At 63.0% G+C, this 21,852-nt stretch carries 20 protein-coding genes; 4 read left to right on the forward strand and 16 right to left on the reverse strand.

Annotation, left to right across the window (positions count from 1 at the left end; all coding sequences use genetic code 11):
• Nucleotides 1-2: 2 nt before the first annotated feature.
• The 12 genes from ACR9ZJ_RS00225 to ACR9ZJ_RS00280 all read right to left on the reverse strand — a co-directional run bounded on the left by ACR9ZJ_RS00225 (nt 3) and on the right by ACR9ZJ_RS00280 (nt 12,223).
• Complete coding sequence (locus ACR9ZJ_RS00225) at nt 3-302, reverse strand: PAAR domain-containing protein (RefSeq protein ID WP_481286436.1); 300 nt, start codon at nt 300-302, stop codon at nt 3-5.
• 9 nt (nt 303-311) lie between these two features.
• Nucleotides 312-2,099 (reverse strand): type VI secretion system tip protein VgrG, encoded by a 1,788-nt coding sequence (vgrG, locus tag ACR9ZJ_RS00230; RefSeq protein WP_481286437.1) that lies wholly within the window; start codon nt 2,097-2,099, stop codon nt 312-314.
• A gap of 3 nt (nt 2,100-2,102) precedes the next feature.
• Nucleotides 2,103-2,795, reverse strand: coding sequence for a LysM peptidoglycan-binding domain-containing protein (locus ACR9ZJ_RS00235; RefSeq protein WP_481286438.1), 693 nt, complete (start codon nt 2,793-2,795; stop codon nt 2,103-2,105).
• Nucleotides 2,796-3,005, reverse strand: coding sequence for a hypothetical protein (locus tag ACR9ZJ_RS00240; RefSeq protein ID WP_481286439.1), 210 nt, complete (start codon nt 3,003-3,005; stop codon nt 2,796-2,798).
• Between the two features lie 9 nt (nt 3,006-3,014).
• A complete protein-coding gene (locus tag ACR9ZJ_RS00245; RefSeq protein WP_481286440.1) occupies nt 3,015-3,512 on the reverse strand; it encodes a phage tail protein in 498 nt (165 codons plus the stop codon).
• Nucleotides 3,505-3,963, reverse strand: coding sequence for a phage tail protein (locus tag ACR9ZJ_RS00250; protein ID WP_481286441.1), 459 nt, complete (start codon nt 3,961-3,963; stop codon nt 3,505-3,507). Before ACR9ZJ_RS00250 ends, ACR9ZJ_RS00245 begins: the two co-directional genes overlap by 8 nt.
• Nucleotides 3,964-3,983: 20 nt before the next feature.
• Nucleotides 3,984-5,555 (reverse strand): phage tail sheath family protein, encoded by a 1,572-nt coding sequence (locus ACR9ZJ_RS00255; protein WP_481286442.1) that lies wholly within the window; start codon nt 5,553-5,555, stop codon nt 3,984-3,986.
• A gap of 20 nt (nt 5,556-5,575) precedes the next feature.
• Entirely contained in the window at nt 5,576-6,376 is an 801-nt protein-coding gene (locus ACR9ZJ_RS00260) for a hypothetical protein (protein ID WP_481286443.1), read from the reverse strand.
• Complete coding sequence (locus tag ACR9ZJ_RS00265; RefSeq protein WP_481286444.1) at nt 6,373-6,948, reverse strand: Pvc16 family protein; 576 nt, start codon at nt 6,946-6,948, stop codon at nt 6,373-6,375. Before ACR9ZJ_RS00265 ends, ACR9ZJ_RS00260 begins: the two co-directional genes overlap by 4 nt.
• A gap of 118 nt (nt 6,949-7,066) precedes the next feature.
• Entirely contained in the window at nt 7,067-7,717 is a 651-nt protein-coding gene (locus ACR9ZJ_RS00270) for a response regulator (RefSeq protein ID WP_481286445.1), read from the reverse strand.
• 303 nt (nt 7,718-8,020) lie between these two features.
• A complete protein-coding gene (locus ACR9ZJ_RS00275; RefSeq protein WP_481286446.1) occupies nt 8,021-10,981 on the reverse strand; it encodes a TonB-dependent receptor plug domain-containing protein in 2,961 nt (986 codons plus the stop codon).
• A gap of 243 nt (nt 10,982-11,224) precedes the next feature.
• Nucleotides 11,225-12,223, reverse strand: a complete 999-nt coding sequence (locus ACR9ZJ_RS00280) for a sialidase family protein (protein WP_481286485.1) — start codon at nt 12,221-12,223, stop codon at nt 11,225-11,227.
• A gap of 130 nt (nt 12,224-12,353) precedes the next feature.
• On the opposite strand from ACR9ZJ_RS00280, the gene ACR9ZJ_RS00285 reads away from it, so the two are divergent.
• Nucleotides 12,354-14,144 carry a peptide-N4-asparagine amidase gene (locus ACR9ZJ_RS00285; protein WP_481286447.1) on the forward strand — a complete coding sequence of 597 codons (1,791 nt, stop codon included), beginning with the start codon at nt 12,354-12,356 and terminating at the stop codon, nt 14,142-14,144.
• Nucleotides 14,145-14,205: 61 nt separating this feature from the next.
• Here the strand turns inward: ACR9ZJ_RS00285 and ACR9ZJ_RS00290 are convergent, their stop codons facing one another.
• Both ACR9ZJ_RS00290 and ACR9ZJ_RS00295 read right to left on the reverse strand, forming a co-directional pair.
• On the reverse strand, nt 14,206-14,784 hold the full coding sequence (locus ACR9ZJ_RS00290; RefSeq protein WP_481280383.1) for a helix-turn-helix domain-containing protein: 579 nt from the start codon (nt 14,782-14,784) through the stop codon (nt 14,206-14,208).
• 2 nt (nt 14,785-14,786) lie between these two features.
• Nucleotides 14,787-15,236: a YybH family protein gene (locus ACR9ZJ_RS00295; RefSeq protein ID WP_481286448.1), complete on the reverse strand. Its 450-nt coding sequence runs from the start codon at nt 15,234-15,236 to the stop codon at nt 14,787-14,789.
• Nucleotides 15,237-15,622: 386 nt separating this feature from the next.
• On the opposite strand from ACR9ZJ_RS00295, the gene ACR9ZJ_RS00300 reads away from it, so the two are divergent.
• Together ACR9ZJ_RS00300 and ACR9ZJ_RS00305 are read left to right on the forward strand one after the other, a co-directional pair.
• Nucleotides 15,623-17,932: a TonB-dependent receptor gene (locus tag ACR9ZJ_RS00300; protein ID WP_481286449.1), complete on the forward strand. Its 2,310-nt coding sequence runs from the start codon at nt 15,623-15,625 to the stop codon at nt 17,930-17,932.
• An 89-nt stretch (nt 17,933-18,021) separates the two neighbouring features.
• A complete protein-coding gene (locus tag ACR9ZJ_RS00305) occupies nt 18,022-19,173 on the forward strand; it encodes an FAD-dependent monooxygenase (RefSeq protein ID WP_481286450.1) in 1,152 nt (383 codons plus the stop codon).
• A gap of 23 nt (nt 19,174-19,196) precedes the next feature.
• Here the strand turns inward: ACR9ZJ_RS00305 and ACR9ZJ_RS00310 are convergent, their stop codons facing one another.
• Nucleotides 19,197-19,838, reverse strand: a complete 642-nt coding sequence (locus ACR9ZJ_RS00310) for a DsbA family oxidoreductase (RefSeq protein WP_481280379.1) — start codon at nt 19,836-19,838, stop codon at nt 19,197-19,199.
• A 70-nt stretch (nt 19,839-19,908) separates the two neighbouring features.
• On the reverse strand, nt 19,909-20,841 hold the full coding sequence (locus ACR9ZJ_RS00315; RefSeq protein WP_481286451.1) for an alpha/beta fold hydrolase: 933 nt from the start codon (nt 20,839-20,841) through the stop codon (nt 19,909-19,911).
• A gap of 9 nt (nt 20,842-20,850) precedes the next feature.
• On the opposite strand from ACR9ZJ_RS00315, the gene ACR9ZJ_RS00320 reads away from it, so the two are divergent.
• Nucleotides 20,851-21,852, forward strand: a complete 1,002-nt coding sequence (locus ACR9ZJ_RS00320) for an NADP-dependent oxidoreductase (protein ID WP_481286452.1) — start codon at nt 20,851-20,853, stop codon at nt 21,850-21,852.

The raw sequence follows: 21,852 nt of genomic DNA on the forward strand, positions 1-21,852 counted from the left end.
GCTCACCCTCCGATGATCACGGTGAAGCAGCCCAGGACGATGCTGCCGCCGTGCGCGGTGGTATCGCCGATACGCGCCGCCGGCTTGCCGCCGATCATTACCGTGGACGATCCCTTGACGATGCTGTCGGGTGGCCCGACGCACGTCGCCATGTCGCCGAGCACCGCGGCGGGCAGCTTGCCGATCAGCACCGTCGGCACGCAAGGCCCGACGACCGGGCCGCCCACATGGGGAATCGGCGGCAGACCGGGCGTCACCATCGGGCACGTGTGCATATCGGTCAAGCGGGCGGCGGGTGGCATCGGGTCTCCTCAGTTGATCAGGACCATCGCGCCCTTGACCGTGGTCGTCGCGGCGGCGGACAGTTCGGCCGAAGCCGAGCCCTTCCCCGTGAATGCCGCCTGCGCCTCGCAGGTGACGTTCATGCCGGTCGCATTGAGGTCGGCCGTGGCGTTGATGTCGATGGTGCCGTTCGCGGTGATCGTCACGTTGCCCGTGGCCGTGATCTCGATATCCGACTTGCTGTCCAACGCGATACCCGCGCTGGAAAACCTGGCGCTGTTGTTGTGCTGATCGAGGACGGTGATGGACTGGTTCTTGTCGTCGAGTACGATCTGGTTGTTGCCGGGCGTGATCACCGTGATGATCTTGTCCTTCTCGTTGAACTCGATCTTGTGCATGCACCTGGTCACGATCGCCTTGGTGTCGTTCTCCGCCGCGATGGTGTAAGGCGGCTGGTGCGAGCTGCTGTAGAGCGAGCCCAGTACGACCGGGCTGCTGGGATCGCCGTTCAGATAGCCGACCAGGACTTCGTCGTCGACTTCCGGCAGGAAGAAGGCACCGAATCCGCTCGAGGCGTGGAATTGCAACAGCCGGGCCCAGACGCCGGGTGCCGTCGCCTGCATCACGGGAATCTTGACCTGTATCCGTTGCTCGCCCATGGGATCGCCGTCGAGCTTCATCACGACGCCGATCTGCAACCCGCTCACGCCAGGCAACAGGCCGCCGTTGAGTGGCGCCGCGACATCCTCGCGTTCCACGTGCCACTCGGGTCGCATGCCGAATTCGACCTGGGTCGTCCACTGTCCGCCGCCGATCGTGTGTTCGACGGCGGTGGCGTAGACCGAACCGCTGAACCGTGCCCCTACCCCGCTCACCTCGATGAGACTGTCGGGAACCGCCAGCGCGCTGCCCACGAAACTCATGCGCCCGCGGATGCGCGCCAACGCCGCCTTCTGCTGCGTGGCCTTGGCCCATCCGGTGAGGCTGGCCATGGGCTGCGCCGCGCTGGTCTGCAGCATGTATGTCGCCGGACTTGCGACTTCCGCGAGGGTGGCTCCGGTCAGGTTGCCCTGCGGGTTGAGGCTTGCCGGGGCCGCCGGACTGCCCTCGACGATAGCCTGTTGCTTGGGATCCCACGACACGGCTTGCACCGCCGTGTACTGGTTGCGTGCATCCATGTCCGCCTCGAACGCGATGAGTTCGGTGCCCCAGCCAACCGTCAGCACGGCCGCCCCCGAGGTCGTCGGGGTCTTGACGTTCACCGTGCCGGCGTCGACATTCACGAGCAGGCCGTTGGCGTCGGCACGTGCCAGCATGAAGTCCCAGTCGCTGCAGTAGAACTGCACCAGCTCGTCGTAGCTCGTATCGGTCGCGGTCACCGACGCCGTCAGGCCATGGACACCGATCAGGCCGCTGATGATGTCGCTGTCCTTCTGGTTCAGGTAGTTCGCGTTGTTGCGCCCGATGGTCATCCTGGTCGCCTCGTCGCGACACTCCAGCACCAGGCGCGAACTGGCCCTGCCGTCGATCTTCACGCCATGGCGCACGACGATGCCGCTGAAGATCGTGGCTTCGTCGTTCCCGTATCCCGCGCTGATCGTCAGTGCCGTGCCCGGCACGAGGGTGGCGGCATCGCTCAGCGCAAAACTGCCCGTGGGCATGTCGCCGTCGCTCAGCACGATCTCCGCCCACGGGATACGGTTGATCGCCCGGCGAACCGTCACGCCGACGACAGGCAGGCTCGCCAGCTTCTTGCCGGCGACCGCGACTGTCAGGCGGATCGGGCCGGGATCGTGGGCGTTGGGCGACTCGGCCATGGATCAGTCCAGTGGAGGGAAATGCAGGGTCAGGCCCGGCGCGAGCGCCCGAAACGCCTGCAAGCCGTTGAACCTGGCCACGTCCACGTAGTACCGGCTGTCGCCATAGATGCGATGGCACAGCAGCGGCAGCGTATCGCCATCCCGCACTGTCACCGAATGACTGAGGTCGGGCGATTGCATGTCGGCCTCGAGCGCCGCTTCGAGCGGCTTCTTGAAGCCCTGGAACGACATCGTCACCTTGGCGCGCAACGGAGCGCCGCTGGGGCGGAACAACGTGAAATCGGTGGAGATACTGGTCGCCCGGCCATAGAAGACCAGCGTTCCCCAGAGGATCTGCACCACGTTGGGTTCGTGCTGCGGACCGTTGTACTTGTGGATGATCTTGTCCAGCGCGGCGAGCTGGTCCTCGACCTCGGCGGGCAGCTGGATGTTCGAGGGAATGGGCACGGCGCCGGTGCCGTCGAACACCGTGGAGAAATCCAGCGTATCGGGCTGCATCTTCGCGAAGTTGCGTCCGCTGCCGGTATCGCCCATCGGCACGCAACCGCCGAACTCGGTCTGGCGCACCCAGGTCATCTCCGACGGGTTGATCAACAACGAGATCGAGGCGCCGGTCGCCTTGGGCGAATCGCCGCTGATGTCGCAGATGGTGATCTTGAGCTGGGATTTTCCGGAGGAAAGGTTCGCCGCCATTTACCGCTCCCGCATCCGTTCCCACTCCGTGGCGAACGCCGAGCGCATCTTCTGGCGCTCCTGCTGGCCACCGCCGCCCGCGCAGTCGTCGCCGCAGTCGCAGTCGTCTTCCGCCGCCGGCCTGGCTTTTCCCGCGCTCCTGGCCGGCGACTTTTCCGCCGCCGAACCCACGTTGGACTTGATCACCATCTGTCGAATTTCGATCGTCACGATGCGGCCTCAATCACTTCGTTGCACGTACTGGTACGCCAGTTCAATGGTTTCCAGCGCCACCTCGTTCTTCGTCGAGTTGAAACTGTCGATCTCCCAGCGGACCGGATAAGCATTCGCGAACGACCACGTCCGCAGGGGGTTGGCCTTCGCGTCGAGTAGTTTCACCGTCACGGGCGCCAGCTTGATCGCCACCGACAAGCCACCTTCGAGGGTGCTCTTGCACCATCCGACCAGCGGTGAATCGGTAGACGCGACGCCTCGCTTGAGCGTCAATCGCGTCTGTTTCACCCCGGTGGGCAACTGATGCATGAAGCGGTTTTCGCCGCCCTCGCGCAGCTCGTCCACTTCCATGGCCAGTTCCAGGCCGGACACTTCCTGGAACGACGTGTCGACGCTGGCCGAACCGCTGCCGATACTGACCGTGAACTGGAACGCTGCCGGCAGCAGCGCTCCCAGTTTGTCTTCCTGCAGGACATCGGCCGGCCATGCGGCGGGATCACCCATTGGCGATCGTCAGGCCCTCGTGCACGATCTCGATAGTCTCGATCGCCACTTCGTTGCCTTGTGCCTTCAGGTCGGTGCCTGTGATCTTGGACGGCCACGCGTTCGCGAGGGTCCATACCATCGTGGGCTTCCCGGCCTCGTCGAGCAGGCTGATCGTCACCGGAACACGCTGGATCGTGTTCATCTTGATCTTGTTGAACCAGTCCCAGAACTTGTTATCACCCTTGAACACGCCCTTCTTCATGGTGACGTTGCTGTACTTCTTCAGCCCCGGCATCTTGATCGTCGTGTAGGCCGGGCTGTCGCCGTGGCGGTACTCGATGGGCTGGGCCTCGACATCCAGGCCGGATATTTCTTCGAAGGACATCACGGCCGAATCCCACTTCACCTGGAAGGAGAACTTGGGCAAGGGCCAAATGCTTGTTGACTGCTGCGAACCATCGTCTGCCATGGGAATACTCCATCAATGCATCAGGATTTCTGCATCTGCTGCTGGAAGGTGATCTCGATGAATTCCGCGGGACGCACCATGGCGACCATGACGGTGACACGCAAGATGCCCTCGAGGATGTCGTCCGGCGTCATCGTCTCGCCGAGGCCGCAATACACGCCGAACGCGTCGTCGGGTACGGCGCCGGCGAGTCCGCCGCGCTTCCAGATACTGGTGAGGAAGTTCTGGATCATGCTCTTGATGGTGACCCAGGTATTTGCGACATTCGGCTCGAACACCAGGGCCTTGGCGGCCAGCCGGCACGATTCCTCGAGCATGATCATGGTCCGGCGCACGTTGACGTATCGCCAGTCGAGGCTGTTGCCGTCGAGCGTGCGCGCACCCCAGACCAGCACGCCTTCGCCGATGAACGAACGGATCGCGTTGATCGACTTGCCCTGCGTGGTGACGTTCAGGTCCTCCTGGTCGACCGCCGAGATCGAGACCGACGGCGATACGACGCCGGAGAGGCTGACGTTGGCCGGGGCCTTCCACACACCGCGGCTGTTGTCGACCATGGTGTAGATGCCGGCCATGGCCGGGCTCGGGGGCATCAGGTTCAGCTTGCCCTTCACCAGTTCCATCACCGTGCCGAACAGCGGGCTGATCGTGCTCAGGGTCTTGTTGAGCAGGGCCTTGTTGGCGAGGATGGCGTCGGCGCCCGGGGCAGGATCGACCTTGCTCCAGTCCTTGGTGATGTCCGCGATGGCCTGGATCTGTTCCTTCTCCTTCATCGAGGCGCCGTCGGGCGCGGCCTCGGGCAGGCCCAGTTCACCGCGCAGCAGCATCTGCAGCACGTCGGCGCTGGCGATGTTCTCGTAGCTCAGCTCCTTGTCGCCGACCACCGTCGTGTTGAGCCACGGGTAGTAGGCCGACGAATAGGCGAGGAAGTTGATGCCGAGGCCGTTGCGAAAAAGATCCACCGGATCGCCGGCCGGATCGTTGCGTGGCTTGTCGCCGCCCCACACGTCGAGGATGGCGATGCGGTTCTTCATCTTCTCGCCGCAGTGCTGCAGCATGGCCTGCTGGAGGCCGATGCACTCCGGCTGCTTGAGCAGCACGGCCTCGGGGATCAGGAGCATGGTAGGCTCCTGTTCCTTCAGCAGTTCGTCGATACCTCGCGCGAACTTTTCCGGGTCGAGATCCGAGGCGTAATCGCCCACCGAGACGATGTAGCACGGGCCACCCCCGTTCTGGAAGAAGTGGCGCATGGCGTTGTACAGCGTATAGGCTCCCCCCTCCTTGCCGGCAGGCTGCTGGAGCACGTACTCGGTCGGCTTGTTGTCCTTGCCGAGCGCCTTGAAGTCGGCCAGCACCGAGGGATCGGTTTTCTCGACGATATTGAATCGCGGGCTCGGGCCGAAGCCGAAGTACTGGTGGTACTCCGCCATCGAACTGATGCGCCAGGGCTTGAATGCGAGCGGCTTGCTGCGGTTATCGGCTATCTCGGTATGGCCGATGAATGCGGGCACGGCGGTGGCGACCTCCACCACCGAGTTGGGAAACGCATTCTTTTCGACGATATAGACACCCGGTGTCTTCATTGCACCCATCGCGGGCTCCTGTCTGTGAACTAGCTATGGACAAAGATTTCCGACACGACGGTCGGCTCGCCTTCCACCGTTTCGCGCCACAGGCGCTGTGGCGCGGCACCTGGTAAACGGGAAATCAGGGTTCGTTCGGGCGACGTGGAAACGTCATGCAGCTGGAAGCGCTGTGGCGGCCGCTCCTGCAGTTCGATAGCCGAGATGGAACGCGCCACCAGGACCGCTTGCCCGTCAGGCAGGAGCTCTCGCTCCACCGCGGTGAACTCCACGTCCCCGCTCGCGTCCACGATCGACAACGTGCGATCCTGCCAGTCGCCCGTGAGCACGTACTTCCAGACGGTGCGCGGGCTGCGCAACCTCAACCTGTAGCGCGTGTCCGCCGTGGACGACCAGGCGTCGAGGCAATCGACACCGTCCGGCACGAGAGGCAAGGTGAGCGTGGCCAGCGGTGGATTGACGCGTCCGGGTTCGTTGGCGGCAAGGTCGAGGGCCGCCGCCACGGCGCCGTCGTCTTCCTTTTCCGGGGAGGATGCCGTCACCGGCGCGGTATAGTAACCGTGCACCGGATCGCCGCAATGCAGGTCGAAGCGCAGCAGGCGTGGTTCGTTGTCCTCCAGGCGTTCGCTCCACATCCCTTCCATCCGGCCATCGTCGACGCCAATGGCCAGGGCGGCATCGTCGTGACGGATGATCGCGCCGAACTTTTTGAGGAAAGCCACCGTCCCGGCATGCGCCTTGAAGGCGAGGTTGCGCGCGTAGCCATCGGCGAAGAAGTCGTGCCGCACTTCCACGCGCATGAGCATGCGAAAGCGCGACGTCGTATTCATGGCCGTGCCTGGGTGTCGACCTGGGAGATCGCGGCGTCCCGACCGCGCACCGCGCCGGACTGCAGCGTGATCATGCGCACCCGAAAGAGAACGGAGGGCATGTAGCGGCCACCGTGGATGCTCCAAAGGCTGTGCATTTCATGACTGCTGAGGTTTTCCATGTTCAAGGCCAATGCCTCCAGCCGCGCATCCATATCCGGCGTATTCTGATGATCGAACGAAGGGTTTCCCTGGAAGTAAGCGATGGCGACCGAAAGGAATTTCAACGCCTCGGGATAGTAGGCGCCGCTGAAATTGGCGGCGCACATCACCAGGAGGTTCAGGTAAACCGGCGCCGCGCGCTGCATGATGCCGCCGACTCCGCCCCAGGATGCATCCCGCGGCCGGTGTGCCAGCGTGTCGCGCTCGATGCCACTGAGAAACAGGACCAGCTTGTTCGCCGACGAGGTGACCGGCGCACCGCCGATTTCCTGGAGGTTGGAGACGACGACCATATCTTCGGGCACATGAAGCATGCGCCGCAGGTGGCCGTTGAGGTGCCTAGCCAACAGGTCCATTACCTGGTCGATCACGCGTCCAGCCCCTTTGAACGCTCCCAACGAAACGTCAAGTGCTAGGCTACGCCTTCGGCGACGGCCGCCCTATCAGCAGAATGCTGATATTGGGGTTTCGTTTTCTTAGGGCGCGTTCCTAGCCAAGCGAAGTCATGCCTTCCTTGACCGCGTAGCGGGTCAGGTCGGCCACGCTGTGGATATTGAGCTTGCGAAACACATGGGAGCGATGCGTCGCCACGGTCTTGGCGCTGATATGCAACCGGGTCGCGACTTCGCGGGTCGAACAACCCTCGGCGAACAACCGCGTGACTTCCCGTTCGCGCCAGGTCAAGGGCTGGCCGGCCGTATCGCTGGCGGAAGCCTGGCCCGCGCGGCAGGCGTTCATCACCGGAGCCACCAGTTCGCTGCTTAGGAAAACCTGATGTCGATAGGCGTGCCGGATGGCACGGGCCAATTCGCCGTAGCCATTGTTCTTCAGCACATAGCCAAGGGCGCCGGCTTCGAGTGCCTCCAGCACCTGGCCATGCAAGGCCGCGGCGGACAGGCACAGCACACGGCTCGACAGCAGTTCGCCGCGCACTCGCCGAGCCACTTCGATACCGCCCATCATGGGCATCGAGACATCGGCGATCACCACGTCGGGAATGAGCTGACGAGTCATCCTCAACAATTCCAGTCCATGGCTTGCCTGCCCCACGACTTCGATATCAGTTTCCTGCTGCATCAGGGCGATCAAGCCCTCGCGCAACATGGCATGGTCGTCTCCGAGTACCACACGCACTTTCATCGAACCGCCCTTCCTTCGTCGGTAGTTGCTTGTCTGACGAGGAATACGGCGCACGTGCCCGGCTCGATGAAGCCGAGACATAGCTCACGTGACGGTGCTGCCCGCTACCCGACGCTGAACTGCAGAAAGGCCGTTCCCCTGCCCTTCCCCGAGTATTAGGCAATCGTGAAGGCGCGCATGGGCAAATTCGGTAAGAACCGCGGCCCGGCGTCCTTTCAGCCTGCGATGCTTGAGAAGAAAGCAGGAAGCAAAGGGAAGCAAACGCTCCCCCCGCGCTTCCTGCATCAACCGACAAACCGGATATCAATCCAGCTTGTAATCGAACGTAACGAACATCTCCCGGCCGTTGTATTCGCTCGCCGTCTGCCCCGTCGTGACGAACTCGAACCCACCGGCGTAATAAGGAATCGCCCCTACCTTGTTGAAGATGTTCGACACCGTGAACTTCAGGTGGGTCTCCGCATTGATCTGCAAGCCGACCGAGCCGTTCCAGGTGATCCACACCGGCGTCCTGCCCTTGTACGTCGTGTCGGCGACGTTGACCTGGTTACCGTCGAGCGTCACCTGGCAGATGCCGGTGGCGAGCGTCTGGCCACCATTGGGCACCGTGACCATGCCGGGCTGGATGCCGTTTGGCAGCACGTTGCAGCCGTCATAGTTGGGCGCGCGCATGCTTCCTTCGCGTACGCCGGAAATCGACACGTTCCACGGGCCCTTGCTCCAGTCACCGATCCAGGTGACCCTGCTCGCCACGTTCTGGTAACGCGTGTTCTGCAGTTCATCGGATGCCAGCACGCGCTGCTTGTACGACAGGTTGTCGGTATAGTTGATGCCCGCCCGGAAATCGCCGTGCGTGTCGGTATGGAACTTGTAATCCAGGGACGCGTCGATACCACCCACGTAGAGCGATGCCTCGTTGATCGGTCCGGATTGCACCGAAACGATCTGGCCGGTGGCGTTACGCTTGACCATCTGGGTCACCATCTGGCAATACGCCGAATCCGGTACGTGCGCCGTATACGGTGAGAGCCCGGAGGTACCATTCGGCTTGACGCCGGTAAGACAACCCGCCTCGTCGTTCAGCACGGTGTTCTGGTCGAGATACTGGATGGCGTTGTCCACGCCCATGTGCCAGTAGTCGGCGGATACGGACAAGCCCTGCACGCCCGGAACCTGCCACACGAAACCGTAAGTCCACGAATGACCGGTCTGCGGCAACAGCAGGCGGCTGCCATTCGTGTACAGCGTGTAGTACTGCGACGTTGGCCGCTGGACCTGGTTGCACCACGTATTGTTGTTCTGCCCGGCCTTGATGGCGTTCACGCATTGCAGGGGATCGATGTAATCACCCACCGGCGAGGTGGAACCGGTCAGGTAGATGGCCTGCATGTCCGGCGCCTTGAAGTTGGTGCCGTAGCTGCCCCGAAGCAGAAGACCGTCGTAAGGGCGCCACTCGATACCCGAACCCCAGGTACGGGCGACGTCGGCGCTGCTGGCGTCGTTGTACTTGTCCAGGCGGCCGGAGATGGTCCAGGTCACCGTATTGAGCAAGGGCACGCGGAACTCCGTACCGAGCGAATACCGCTGGCGGGTACCGCCACCGGTGAGATACGCGCCGAACGGATTCTGGAAGGTGTCGGGATCGGCGGCGCGCGGATCGGGCGAGAGCTTGAAGCCGTTGTGCGCCGCTTCCAGCACGGCCGCCCAGCCCACCGACTCGTCCACCCAGGGGAACTTGAACAGGTCGCCATTGAGGCGCAACTGCGCCTGGTCCAGCCAGGACGACGAGGTGTTCTCGCCGTTCACCGCGAACTGGCTGTATTGCTGCGGCGTGATGGGATTCCACCATTGCTGCCAGTTCATGGCGTAGATGGGCAAGCCATCGGCCGTGGTGCCCTGCTGCTTGCCGAGGAAGAAGTTGTTCATCGCCTGGGCGTTATAGCCCGTGAAGTCTTCGCGGACGGTGTACTTCTGGCTATTGAGGTTCAAGTCCCAATGAAAGGCGCCGTCGAACACCGTGCCACGCAAGCCGGTCTGCAGGTTCCAGTTCTGCTCGCGATCGTGGGTATTGGCCGACGTGCCGATCTCCTGCGCGGTCAACTGGCGAATGGCCTGGCTGATGACCTGCCCCGTCGTCTGGTCGTAGAACTTGCCGGTACCGAAGACATTCAACTGGGTGTTGGAGATGCCCACCGTCCTGTACAGGGCCGCCGAACCGTAGAGCTGCAAACCGTTCTTGAAGTCGTACTCGCCGGATACGTAACCGTTGTTGCTACGGCTACCGGGCGTCAGCACCCAGTTCTGGAACAGCGCGGGTTGCGAGCAGTAATAGCCGTTGTTCGTCACGCTGGCGATCTGGGTGCCATTGGTGGTGACGGTATGCGACTGGCTCAACTGCGAGTTGGTGAACTTCCCGCAGGTTCCCGCCGGCGGCGTGATGTACTGGCCATTGCCATTCATGGCGGAAAGGGCCACCGCGCCGGCCGCGTCGTACTGGTAGCCGAACATGCGCGATGCCGGACCCCAGGCGCCGTAACCGGCGTCGGACACGGAATCCTGATACGGACGATCCATGCCCCACAGCGCCGTGCGATTGGACTTCTCCAGGTTATAGACGACATGCCAGTTGCTGCCGGACTTGCCGCCGAAGAAGTTGATGTCCCCATACGCGCGGCCACCGCGCGTGGCGCCGCCACCGGTCACCTGCAAATCGTCACCCTGGTAGTTCTTCTTCAGGATCACGTTCACCACGCCAGCCACCGCGTCCGATCCGTAGATCGACGAGGCACCGGAGGCGAGGATCTCGACATGGTCGATCATGCCGGTGGGGAGGTTGTTGTAGTTCTGGAAGTTGCTCTGTTTGTTCAACGGCTGCGGATAATCGACGATACGATGTCCGTCAATCATCAGCAGGCTGAAGCCCGGACCCAGGCCGCGCAGGTTGACCGAGCGCGCATTGACCGAACTGGAACCCCATGCCGCGGAATCCGATATCTGCTGGCCCACCTGCGGCAACGAATCGAGGAATTCCCACAGCGTGGTGAAGCCCTGTTGTTTGATCTGTTCGCCTGTAATGGTGATCACGGGAGCGGGCCCCTCGATCTCCACGCGCGGGATCATCGAACCGGTGACCGTGACCTCCTTCAGCTCGACGGCCTTATCGGCGTTGCCGGGCGTGGCCGACTGCGCGTAGACATGTGGCGCGACAAGCGCGAGCGCGACGGAACTGGCGATCATTCCGCGCTGCAAACGGATTCTGTTCATGAGTATGTCTCCCCCCACGGGAGCTTCGATTCGCAAGAAAGTGCATATACGAACTATGTGTTCATATATGTCACAAAGAGCCTTATAAACCGAATTAAGATCGATGCAAGTTGCGCCGCAGCAAATGCCGCGTCACGAACGGGAAACGCGTGTTCGTGGGCGTAAGCAATACGAATTCAGGCTTTCGTCGGGCTTTCCGGCGAGTGGACAGTCAGCCCGGGGCTTGCGACTTCGAGCCGGGCGTCATGGGCCGAGTTTCATGGGGTCGATAACGACATGCCGCATGCGTTTTCGCTCCCAGGTATAGAGAACATGGACGAGGCCATCCTTCGTTTGGATCACCGCGGGATAGGAATACTCGTTGCCCGGCTTGTCTTCGAGCGTGAGTACCCTCTTCCATCGCACGCCATCACCACTGATCGCGATGGCCAGGGTGCCCCGGCCGTCCCACCAGTTCGGGCCGGGATGGCCCGGGTTGTAGACCAGCAGATAACGGCCGTCCGCGAGCGATACGGCATCGATGCCGGCGTTGGGATTGTCGAGATCCAAAAGATATAACGGTAACCAATGGCGCCCTCCGTCCGAAGATCGGGTCTTGAAGAGCTTGCCCTGGCGAGTGCGCCCGATAGCTACCAGGTCTCCTTGCGGTCCGGCCAGCACGCTCGGTTGAATGGCATCGATGCCGTTCGCCGGCACGTCTCCGCTTGTCGACCATGTCTTGCCGTCGTCGCTGGACCGCTCGAAATGAATACGCCAGCCACTTTCCTCCGTACTCGACGGGCTGACGATCGTCCCGTCGGCCAGTTGCACCGGCTTGTTCTTGATAGGGCCAAGGATGCCCGGCGGCAAGCGGCGCGGCGCAGACCAATGCCCGCCGTCATCGCGGGAGGTCATGAGCATGCCCCACCAATGCGAGGGGTCCGGTCCGACCTTGTAGAAGAGCATGAGCGTGCCGGACGCGGATCGAAACAACACGGGGTTCCATGTCGGCAGGCGCACCCCAACCGCTTGTACGCCATTGGCGACTTCCCGCGGCGGCGACCAGCGTCCCTCGGTGTATCGTGCCACCCAGATACCGACGCCCGGATCGCGTTCTTCTTTTCCACCGAACCAGGCCGCGACCAGCCCATGATCGGTTTCCACGATCGTGCCCGCGTGGCTCTGTGGTGTCGGTGCGGGATCAGCGACGAATTCGCTGGTTACCATGGGCGGCGTGTCATCGCTCAACACCGAAAACGGCATGACGAGAAGGAGCGAGAAGAGTGCTTTCGTTGCTGCCATATTCGCATTCGATCTGTCGAAGGGTGAAGTCTACCGTTCTCATGCTACGTTCCCTGCCGCAGGGGACGGTACGTCACGGGAGAACGTGCGCATGGCTTTCATCGATGGGGTGGGCCGCAAGAAATTGCGGTCGGGTTTGCTTGGGTGTATCGCGGCGTGCGCGGCACAGGGGGCGTTCGCGGCAGCGGCACCGGGGTTCGACATAGGTTCCGCGAACGTCGCGGTTGCCGATCCGTCCGCTCCCCGGCCACCGGGCAAGTCCTGCGTGGTCGAGTTGTTCAAGGGTTTCACCTTCACCGATTTCTCGAATCATCCCTATACCTATGCGCCACCGGCGGGCTGCGGCAAGTCGTGGTCGAAGGTGGTGCTCGAAGCGGACTTCTCGGTCACGACCGGACGTCAGTTCGATCGCACCGCTTCGCTCTGGCTGGGCGGCGCCAACATCTACTTCGGCACTACCCAGGAGCCCTCCTCCGCCGTGTCGCCGAACTGGCACGTCGAACGCGACGTCAGCGACTTCGCCAGCCTGCTAGGCAACCCGCAGACCGGCCAGGCCATTCTGGGCAACGTCGTCAACGAGACGTACACGGGCGTGATCAGTGGCTCCGCCAGGCTGGTCTTTTATCCCGCCAACGTCCTGGCACCGAAGGCCGATGCGCCCGACGCGGTCTACCCACTTTCCGATGGGGCCGATGGCGGCACGGTGACGCTCAACACGGGTGCCGACGTGCTCACCCGCACGTTCACCCTGCCGACCAACATCGAACGAGCCTACCTCGACGTGTTCGCCCAGGGCCAGGGCGGTGACGAGTTCTGGTACTCGTGCGTCCCGAACGAGGTCGCCGACGAGGCGCAGAGTTGTAGCGGCGGTTCGTACCGCGAAGTGCAGGTGTCGATCGACGGACAACCGGCTGGCGTCGCACCGGTGTATCCGTGGATCTTCACCGGCGGCATCGATCCGTACATGTGGCGACCCACGCCCGGCGTGCAGACGCTGAACTTCCTGCCCTACCGCGTCGATATCACCCCGTTCGCCGCATTGCTCAATGACGGCCGGCCGCATGCGCTATCCATTGGCGTGACCGGGGCGAATGGCTATTTTTCCGCGACCGGCAACCTTTTCGTCTATCTCGATCGTGGCCGCAAGGTGTTGAGCGGTGCGGTGACCGTCAACACGCTGAAGGACCAGCCTGCCATCGCCACCGTCGACAACACGCTGACCGACGTCTCCGGCGTGGTCGGCGGTGCGGTCGCCACCCGCGCATCGCGCAGCTTCCGCACCAGTGGTTACGTGGACACATCGCACGGCCGCATCGTCACCGACATCACGCAGACGGTCGCCTTCCGCAACACGCAGACCTTCGCCATCGACGCCACGCGCTACGAGCAAGCCATCGACCAGCTGTCGACGGTCGATAGCACGACAAAGACCCGGCAGGGCCGCTTGGGCCTCGCGGTAACGACGGAAACGCACTACGACTTCCCGCTGCTGGCCAGCTTCAAATACAGCTTCGACGACGCAGGCAACATCGTTTCCGCTCCCAGCACCGTGACCCAGGGCTTCTCGCGGCAGTTCTCCAAGAAACTCGGCAACCTGCTTCTCTACCGCAGCGACGTGGACAACAACATCGATACGGCGGACACGTTGGCCTTCAGTGGTGGCGCGGTGACGGGACACAGCGGACAGCGCAGCACCCAGGTCTTCCGCTTCAAGGACAACCTGGGTAGCTGCTACGGTCGCGACATCGGCACCAGTGCCGGTGTGCTGGCCGCGGCGACCGATGGAGGTGGTTGCCCGGGGAACCGGAACCAGCTGCTGTGGTTCACCCATCCGGATGGCTCGCCCGACACGTCACGGACGGAGGACCCGGGCATCTTCTAAGCAAACGCCTTCGTGGAGGCGCCGCCGTTCACACGGCGGCGCCTCATGGGTGAAGCACGACTCAGTCCTTGAATATCGCCGGCGTTCCGACCCAGATCATGCGCACTTCGGACTTGCCCACGTTACGCATGCTATAGGGATGCCTCTGGTCGAAATGCGCGCTGTCACCGGTGTTCAGCACGAACTTCTTCCTGCCCACCGTCATTTCGAGCGTGCCGCTCAGGATGTACCAGAACCCCTCGCCTTCCCGATGGATCGTCGGCGCCGAGAGGCCAGGCGGAACGATCAGCCGAAGCGCCTCCATCTTGCGTTCGGCATGCCGGCCGCTCAAGCGCTCGTAGACCACCGGCGACTCGAGGTCGATCCGGTCGTGATCGCCCGCCCGGCAGACAATCTGCCCCGGCGAGGGGACACCGACGAAGTAGTCGACATCCACGTCCAATGCCTTGGCGATGGCTTCCAGGGATAGCAACGATGGGTGGGCGAGATTCCTCTCGACCTGCGAGAGGAACGGTATGGAAAGCCCCGAGGCGTCGGCAAGGGATTGCAAGGTGAGTCCCAGGCCGCGGCGTCGATCGCGAATCGCGGACCCGATGCTCAGCCCGACGGCCTTGTCCGGCGTCGCCTGTGCGCCCGCCATGGTTACGAGCTGTGGTCGCTACTGATCAGCCAACGCGAGCCGACCTTGTGGAAGAGCAGCGTCGTGAGCCCCGAAACCTCGGCGCCGGTGTCCGGTTTCAGGTGGTAGCGGCCGATGACGAAGGCGTACTGCGTACCCAGCGGCTTGACGTCGATCAGTTCCAGGGTGAGCTTGCCCAGGCTTGCACCCGGCTTCTGGAAGCGCGAGGCATACATCGCTTCGATCGCCTCGTAACCCTCGACCACGCCTCCCGCGCTGACGTAGCGCGTACCCGGGGCACGCTCGTAGCACTCCATGAACGTCTTCAGGTCGCCAGCCGACCATGCCACCGCGCTGGCGTCGAGCGTCTGCTTGATGGCCTGGGCGGCCGACACGGCGGGCGTTTCAGCCGACACGGCGGCGGTCGCCGCCACTGCGCTCAATGCGCAGAAAAGCACGGACATGGTTTTCATGACACCCCTGGAACATGAGAGAAGTCGCTCTTCCGCCGAGGAAGGCCAGCATAGCGGACGGTATCGGCGGGACCCGTTTAGGCAGCTATCTTGCGGTGCCATCGGATCGTAACGTAAAAGCTTGACGCCATCAAAACTTTTTGATCTCATCGAAACCAGGAAGCGTGCACCGCGGCAAACGCGGTTCAGACGGCTATACATACGGTGCCAGGGGATCGAAGGCGCAGCCGGTCAGGGACATCTGGCATCAACCGAGCAAGGACCGTCACCCATGGGGTTCACCCGTGGGTTCGACGTCCGGGGGCAACACATACGAACCATAGAACACGCTCTCGTTCGAGAGCGTGCGCGAAGGGTATGCACGTTTTCACAGGCCGGGGAACTCCATGAACCAAGATCTCAAGCGCAGCCTTCTCTATACGGCCCTGCTGTCGGTGGCCCTGACCTCGGGCCTGGCGAATGCGCAGGACGCGACCGTCCCGGCCAGCGAAAAGAAGAAGACACAGGCTTCGGATTCGCCGCAGACGCTCGAAGGCATCACGGTCACCGCCGCCAAGCGCGAACAGGATATCCAGAAGGTGCCCATCAGCATGACGGCACTGACCGGTGAACAACTGGAGCGCCAGGGCGTGACCAGCCTCGTCGACCTCGCGCGCATCGCGCCGTCGTTGACCGTCGCATCCTCGGGCCCCGGCTCGAATAACCTGATCATCCGCGGCATCTCGTCGAGCGCTGGCTCCGCCGCCACGGTCGGCTATTACCTCGACGACGTGCCCATCGCGGCATCGAGCAACGCCGCGCTGCTGTCGACGCGAGGTGTCATCGATCCCTCGGTGTTCGACATCGAGCGCGTCGAAGTGCTGCGCGGCCCGCAAGGCACCATCTACGGCTCCAGCTCCATGGGTGGCACGGTCAAGTACGTGACCAATCAGCCGGACTTGGATTTCGTCGAGGCGCGCATCAAGACCGATGTATCGGGCACCTATCATGGCGGCCCCAACGCCAACGTCAACGGCGTGCTCAACGTCCCCCTGCTCAAGGACAAGGTCGCGTTGCGCGTGTCCGCGTACTACCGCCGCGACGACGGCTATATCGACCGCTACCCGATCTCGACGTCCAACTACCTCGAGGCCGATCCGGACGGCAAGAAGAAGGACAACGTCAACACATACACGACCTATGGCGCGCGCGTGGCGATGCTGATCAAGCCGGACGACACGCTGACGATCACGCCCAGCGTCATCTACCAGCATTCCAAGCTGGGATCGCCGTTCACCTACGACAAGATTCCCGCGACGCTCGACAACCCGTACCAGGTGCGCGACGTCAACGAAACCAACGTGCAGGAATCGACGATCTCGAACATCGCCATCCACAAGCAGTTCGATGCGTTCGAACTGATGTCGTCCAGTTCGTACTTCACACGCAACGTCAATATCCGGGACGACAGCTCCAAGGTCATCAACTACTTCTTCGGCCTGCCCAGCGTCTATCCGACCACGATGTACGGCAGCTACAAGAACAAGGAGTTCACCGAGGAAGTGCGGGCGACCAGCAAGTTCGACGGTCCCGTGCAGGCGATCCTCGGTGCGTTCTATCACGATGTCCGCGCGCCGTTGGCCTCGTCCATTCCGTATCCCGGCGGGTTCAACCAGACATTCGACAACCCCTTCCCCACGTACTCGACGATCTACCAGGGGGCACGTAACGCCACCCTCAAGGAATACGCCGTGTTCGGGGAGTTGTCCTGGAACATCACCGACAAGTTGAAGGCCAGCGCGGGTATTCGCGCGTTCGAGGTCAAGCAGGGCTTTTCGCAAAGTGGCGACGGCCTGCTCAATGGTGGCCCGAGCACCGTGCACAGCAGCTCGAAGGATTACGGCAGCACGCCGAAGTTCACGCTGCAGTACCAGGTCAGCCCCGAGAACATGGTCTATGTCACGGCCTCCGAAGGCTATCGGCCGGGTGGCCCGAACAATCCCGCGCCGGCCGCGTTGTGCGGCTCGGAAGTGGCCGGGCTGGGCCTGAGCCAGTCGCAGTTGAACAAGTACAACCCCGACACGCTGTGGAACTACGAGTTGGGATTCAAGAGCGCGTGGCTGGACCGGCGCCTGCTCATCGACGCATCCGTTTACCACATCGACTGGGACCACGTTCAGCAGCAGATCGTGCTCGGTTGCGGCTACAACATCACCGCCAACTTCGGCAAGGCGGTGAGCCAGGGCGCGGAGCTGGAAATGAAGTTCCTGCCCATCAACGCGGTGACGTTGAGTGCCGGTTTCAGCTACAACGACGCGCACCTGAAGAACGACGTGCCGGGCACCTCGGCGAAGGACGGCGACCGCCTCGTGAACGTGCCGCGCTTCACCGGCTCGCTGGCGGCGGAATATCGCCGTCGCGTCAACGCGCAATACGATGGCTTCATGCGCGCAGACGTCAGCTACGTGGGCGATTCGAACTTCCTGTACGACCGGGAAAGCCCGTTCTACCGCCGCAAGGGTTTCGCCACCACCAACATCCGCGTGGGCGTGGAAGGTCGTAATGGCTTCGATATCTCGTTCTACGCCACCAACCTGTTCGACAAGCGCGGCGAGACCGACCTGCCGGTCGCCATCTCGGCCGACCTGCCGACGACGCGCCGCGTCGCCCTCAACCAGCCGCGGACCATCGGGGTGACCTTGCAGTACCAGTACTGATCTTTCCGCTTGTCCAGCCCCAAAAGGGGTGTGTGCCGTCGCGCATGGTTGGGGCAGAATCGCGAGTCGTCCCCAGCAAGCAGCCTCCCATGGCGTCCAACGATTCGCAGCCGATCGTCATCGTAGGTGGTGGCATCGCCGGCCTGGCCACCTCGCGCGCCCTCAGGCAGCGAGGGGTCGATTCCCTGGTGCTCGAACGGAGTCCGCAAGCGGCCGATGGCGGCCTTGCCATCAATCTTCCCGGCAACGCCATCGCCGCGCTCCGGCGGCTGGGCCTGACGGACGCCATCGAGCGGCTGGGACATCCCGTGCGCAAGCGTGAATATCGTACGGCCAGCGACCGCCTCCTGGCCGCCATCGACGAAGACACCTTCTGGGGCGAAACCATGCGCCCACGCGCCGTGCGCCGTGCGGATCTCATGGCGATGCTGGGCTCCGGGCTCGACGCGTCGGCCATCCGCCTCGGCACCACCCTCACGGCCATTCGGCAGGACACCGACGCCGTGCAGGTGGGCCTGACAGGTGGGGACGTGGTCTCCGGCCGCCTGCTCGTCGGTGCCGATGGCGTCCGTTCCACCGTACGCGAGATGGCGATGGGATCGCAGGGCGTCATGACGGCCCGGCTCGCTTCGGCGAGTTGGCGCTTCATGGCGCCCAATCCCGGTGGCATCGACGGCTGGACGCTATGGACTGGCGAACACGGCATGATCCTCCTGCTTCCCGTCGACGATGCCACGGTCTACGGCTGGGTCTCCGTCAGGTCGACAGGTATTCCCGGCAACGATCATCACCACCTGGGCGAAGCCTTCCGAACGTTCCCGGAGCGCGTACGCAAGGCATTGGACTGGGCCCTGGCGCATCCGGAGGATGTCTACCATTCACCCATCGAGGAAGTGAGACTGACGAGCTGGGCGAAGGATCGGATCGTCCTCGTAGGAGACGCGGCGCACGCCACGGCCCCGGTATGGGCCGAAGGTGCGGCATTGGCGATGGAAGACGCCCTTGCACTCGCCGCCATCGTCGCCGAAAGCGATGACGCGACGAAGATCGGCCCGCGCTTCGAACAAGCCCGGAGGGACCGGGTGGCCCATGTGCAGGCGATGACGGATCGGCTGTCGAAGGCGGCGCGCCTTCCGCACGCCCTTCGCACCCTGCTCATGCCGTTCATCACGCCGCGCAGCTATCGGGCCACCTACGAGCCACTGAAGCAGTTTCAAGAGAGCCGGGCTGCCAGGGAGTGAACCTGAAATGGAAATGATGCGGGCTACGTGGACATAGCCTCGGCGATCCCGCGCAACTGCCGCTCGAACTCCTCGGGTGGCTGGCCTCCTGAAATCAGGTACTGGTCGTTGACGATCACGGCCGGCACGCCCGTGATTCCACGGCCATGCCAGAGCGCCTCGTCCCGGCGTACCTCGTCGGCGTAGCGGTCGGATTCGAGCACCTCGCGCGCTTCCGCAGGGTCCAGCCCCACACCTTCCGCCGCCGCGATCAGCGCATCGTGATCGCCGGGATCGGTCTGATCCGTGAAGTAGACACCAAACAATCGCCGGGTAAGCTCGCGTTGCTTTCCATCTTTCGCCGCCCAGGCGATCAGGCGATGCGCATCGAAGGTGTTGTAGATGCGGCTCGCATCCGACGTGTTCATGGTGAAGCCCACTGCCGCCGCACGTGCCTTGATGCGCTCGCGATTCTGGCGAGCCTCGTCGACAGGAATGCGATATTTGGCGACCACGTGTTCCAACGTATTTTCGCCGCCGGGCTGCATGCCGGGATTCAACTCGAACGGATGGAAAACGATCTCCGGCTCGATCACCCCGTGCAGGCGCTCCAACGCGCGGTCGAGGCCACCAAGGCCGATCGCGCACCATGGGCACGCGATATCCGAGACAAAATCGATCTTCATTTTCCGGGGCATGGGAGTAGTGTCTTAAAGGGGCTGCCGCCATCGTACACCTCGAAAGCCGGCCGTCGCCTCAAGCGTCCGTTGGACTGCCCCGAACCCCTCGCAAGAACGCCAACACTTCGCGGTTGAAGACCTCCGGCCGTTGCAGCGGCGCGAAGTGGCCGACCTCCGGCAGGAGGACGAACCTGGCGCCCGGAATGGTCCTTGCTATGTATTCGGCATGCTCGCGTTCGATGAACTCGTCGCGCTCGCCCAGGACGATCCACACCGGCACGGTGACTTCCCGAAGCTGGCCGGCCGCATAGTTCGGCTGGTTGGCCTGCATCGCACCCAGGTCGTCGCGCATCGCCTCGAACCCGCCGACGAGCGGCGACAGCGCCGCATACTCCTTGACGTGATGGCCGTAGATGCGATCGATTGCGGGGGTGGGCTGGAACGGCTTGGTACCGGTGCCGTCGACGTTACAGGCGAAGAAAAACACTCCGGAAGAGCGATCCGGTGTCTCCCGCGATAGGACGAGCGCGGTATCGGCGCCATCGCTCCAACCGACGAAGGCCGCCTTGGTCAGGCCAAGCGCATCCATCACGGCGCGGGTGTCGGAGGCCATGAGTTCGTAACTGTAGGGCCTTGCATCACGGGTCGAACGGCCCTGGCCGCGGCTGTCGATCACGATGGCCTTGTACCCTGCCCCGACCAGCGCTGGAACCTGATATCCCCAATTACCCGAGTTCCCCAGGCCACCGTGCAACAGGACCACCGGCGGCCCCACGCCGATGCTGGCGTACCAGATGCGGGCGTTCTCGTTGTCGACATATCCGCTCACGGCCTCCGCCGGAAGGGGTGGAACGCCATGCGCCGCGAGATGGAGCAGATCGTCGTCGTGGAAGGGGGTGACCATGGTGGAAGCATAGCCGGAGGGCGGCGCTCGTTGGGCGGGATGATATATGATGAGTATCATAATGATAGTCACCCCATCCCGGGCTGCCTGAAATTCCTCGTCCAAGGGACCGCCATGAAAGCATTCCTCATCGACCGTTACGGCAAGAACGTCTACCTGAGGCTTGGCGACGCGGCGCGCCCCAAACCACGGGATAACGAGGTGGTGATCGAGGTCCATGCCGCTGGCGTGAACCTGCTGGATTCCAAGATCAAGAGCGGCGAGTTCAAGCTGATCCTGCCCTACCAGCTGCCGCTCGTGCTCGGCCATGACGTGGCCGGGATCGTAACCGACGTGGGATCGCGTGTCCGGCAGTTTAAGGTCGGCGACGAAGTCTATTCGCGGCCACCGGATCATCGCATCGGCACGTTCGCGGAATGCATTGCCGTCAACGAAAGCGATGTCGCCCTCAAGCCCAGGAACACCACCATGGAAGAGGCGGCGTCATTGCCGCTGGTGGGATTGACGGCATGGCAGGCCCTGGTGGAACGCATGCAACTCCAGAAGGGGGAGAAAGTCTTTATCCAGGCAGGTTCGGGCGGTGTCGGCAGCTTCGCCATCCAGTTGGCCAAGCACCTCGGCGCCACGGTCGCCACGACGACGAGCGGCGCCAATATCGACATGGTGAAGAACCTCGGCGCCGACATCGTCATCGACTACAAGAAAGACGACTTCGCGGCGATCCTGCAGGATTACGATGCCGTCCTGCATAGCCAGGGCCCCTCCGAACTCGACAAATCGCTGCGCATCCTCAAGCCGGGCGGCACCCTCGTCTCGATCTCCGGTCCACCCGACCCCGCCTTCGCCCGGGAAACGAGCCTGCCGTGGTTCGTCCAGCTCATCATCCGGCTGTTGAGTGCTGGCGTCAGGAAGAAGGCGGTCCATCGTCGCCTGAACTACTCGTTCCTCTTCATGCGAGCCAACGGCACGCAACTGCGCGAGATAGCCACGCTGGTCGAGGCGGGCGCCATCCGCCCCGTCCTCGATCGCGTCTTCCCTTTCGAGTCGACCAACGAAGCACTGGCTTACGTCGAATCGGGCCGTGCGAAAGGCAAGGTGGTCGTCAAGCTCAAGTGA

The organism is Luteibacter sp. KNZ12-1A (genome assembly GCF_056755675.1).

Excerpts from the sequence above, each read along its gene's own strand:
- ACR9ZJ_RS00225 (WP_481286436.1), bottom strand. The coding sequence starts at position 302 with ATGCCACCCGCCGCCCGCTTGACCGATATGCACACGTGCCCGATGGTG.
- vgrG (WP_481286437.1), bottom strand. The coding sequence starts at position 2,099 with ATGGCCGAGTCGCCCAACGCCCACGATCCCGGCCCGATCCGCCTGACA.
- ACR9ZJ_RS00235 (WP_481286438.1), bottom strand. The coding sequence starts at position 2,795 with ATGGCGGCGAACCTTTCCTCCGGAAAATCCCAGCTCAAGATCACCATC.
- ACR9ZJ_RS00245 (WP_481286440.1), bottom strand. The coding sequence starts at position 3,512 with ATGGGTGATCCCGCCGCATGGCCGGCCGATGTCCTGCAGGAAGACAAA.
- ACR9ZJ_RS00250 (WP_481286441.1), bottom strand. The coding sequence starts at position 3,963 with ATGGCAGACGATGGTTCGCAGCAGTCAACAAGCATTTGGCCCTTGCCC.
- ACR9ZJ_RS00255 (WP_481286442.1), bottom strand. The coding sequence starts at position 5,555 with ATGGGTGCAATGAAGACACCGGGTGTCTATATCGTCGAAAAGAATGCG.
- ACR9ZJ_RS00260 (WP_481286443.1), bottom strand. The coding sequence starts at position 6,376 with ATGAATACGACGTCGCGCTTTCGCATGCTCATGCGCGTGGAAGTGCGG.
- ACR9ZJ_RS00270 (WP_481286445.1), bottom strand. The coding sequence starts at position 7,717 with ATGAAAGTGCGTGTGGTACTCGGAGACGACCATGCCATGTTGCGCGAG.
- ACR9ZJ_RS00275 (WP_481286446.1), bottom strand. The coding sequence starts at position 10,981 with ATGAACAGAATCCGTTTGCAGCGCGGAATGATCGCCAGTTCCGTCGCG.
- ACR9ZJ_RS00280 (WP_481286485.1), bottom strand. The coding sequence starts at position 12,223 with ATGCCGTTTTCGGTGTTGAGCGATGACACGCCGCCCATGGTAACCAGC.
- ACR9ZJ_RS00285 (WP_481286447.1), top strand. The coding sequence starts at position 12,354 with ATGGCTTTCATCGATGGGGTGGGCCGCAAGAAATTGCGGTCGGGTTTG.
- ACR9ZJ_RS00290 (WP_481280383.1), bottom strand. The coding sequence starts at position 14,784 with ATGGCGGGCGCACAGGCGACGCCGGACAAGGCCGTCGGGCTGAGCATC.
- ACR9ZJ_RS00295 (WP_481286448.1), bottom strand. The coding sequence starts at position 15,236 with ATGAAAACCATGTCCGTGCTTTTCTGCGCATTGAGCGCAGTGGCGGCG.
- ACR9ZJ_RS00300 (WP_481286449.1), top strand. The coding sequence starts at position 15,623 with ATGAACCAAGATCTCAAGCGCAGCCTTCTCTATACGGCCCTGCTGTCG.
- ACR9ZJ_RS00305 (WP_481286450.1), top strand. The coding sequence starts at position 18,022 with ATGGCGTCCAACGATTCGCAGCCGATCGTCATCGTAGGTGGTGGCATC.
- ACR9ZJ_RS00310 (WP_481280379.1), bottom strand. The coding sequence starts at position 19,838 with ATGAAGATCGATTTTGTCTCGGATATCGCGTGCCCATGGTGCGCGATC.
- ACR9ZJ_RS00320 (WP_481286452.1), top strand. The coding sequence starts at position 20,851 with ATGAAAGCATTCCTCATCGACCGTTACGGCAAGAACGTCTACCTGAGG.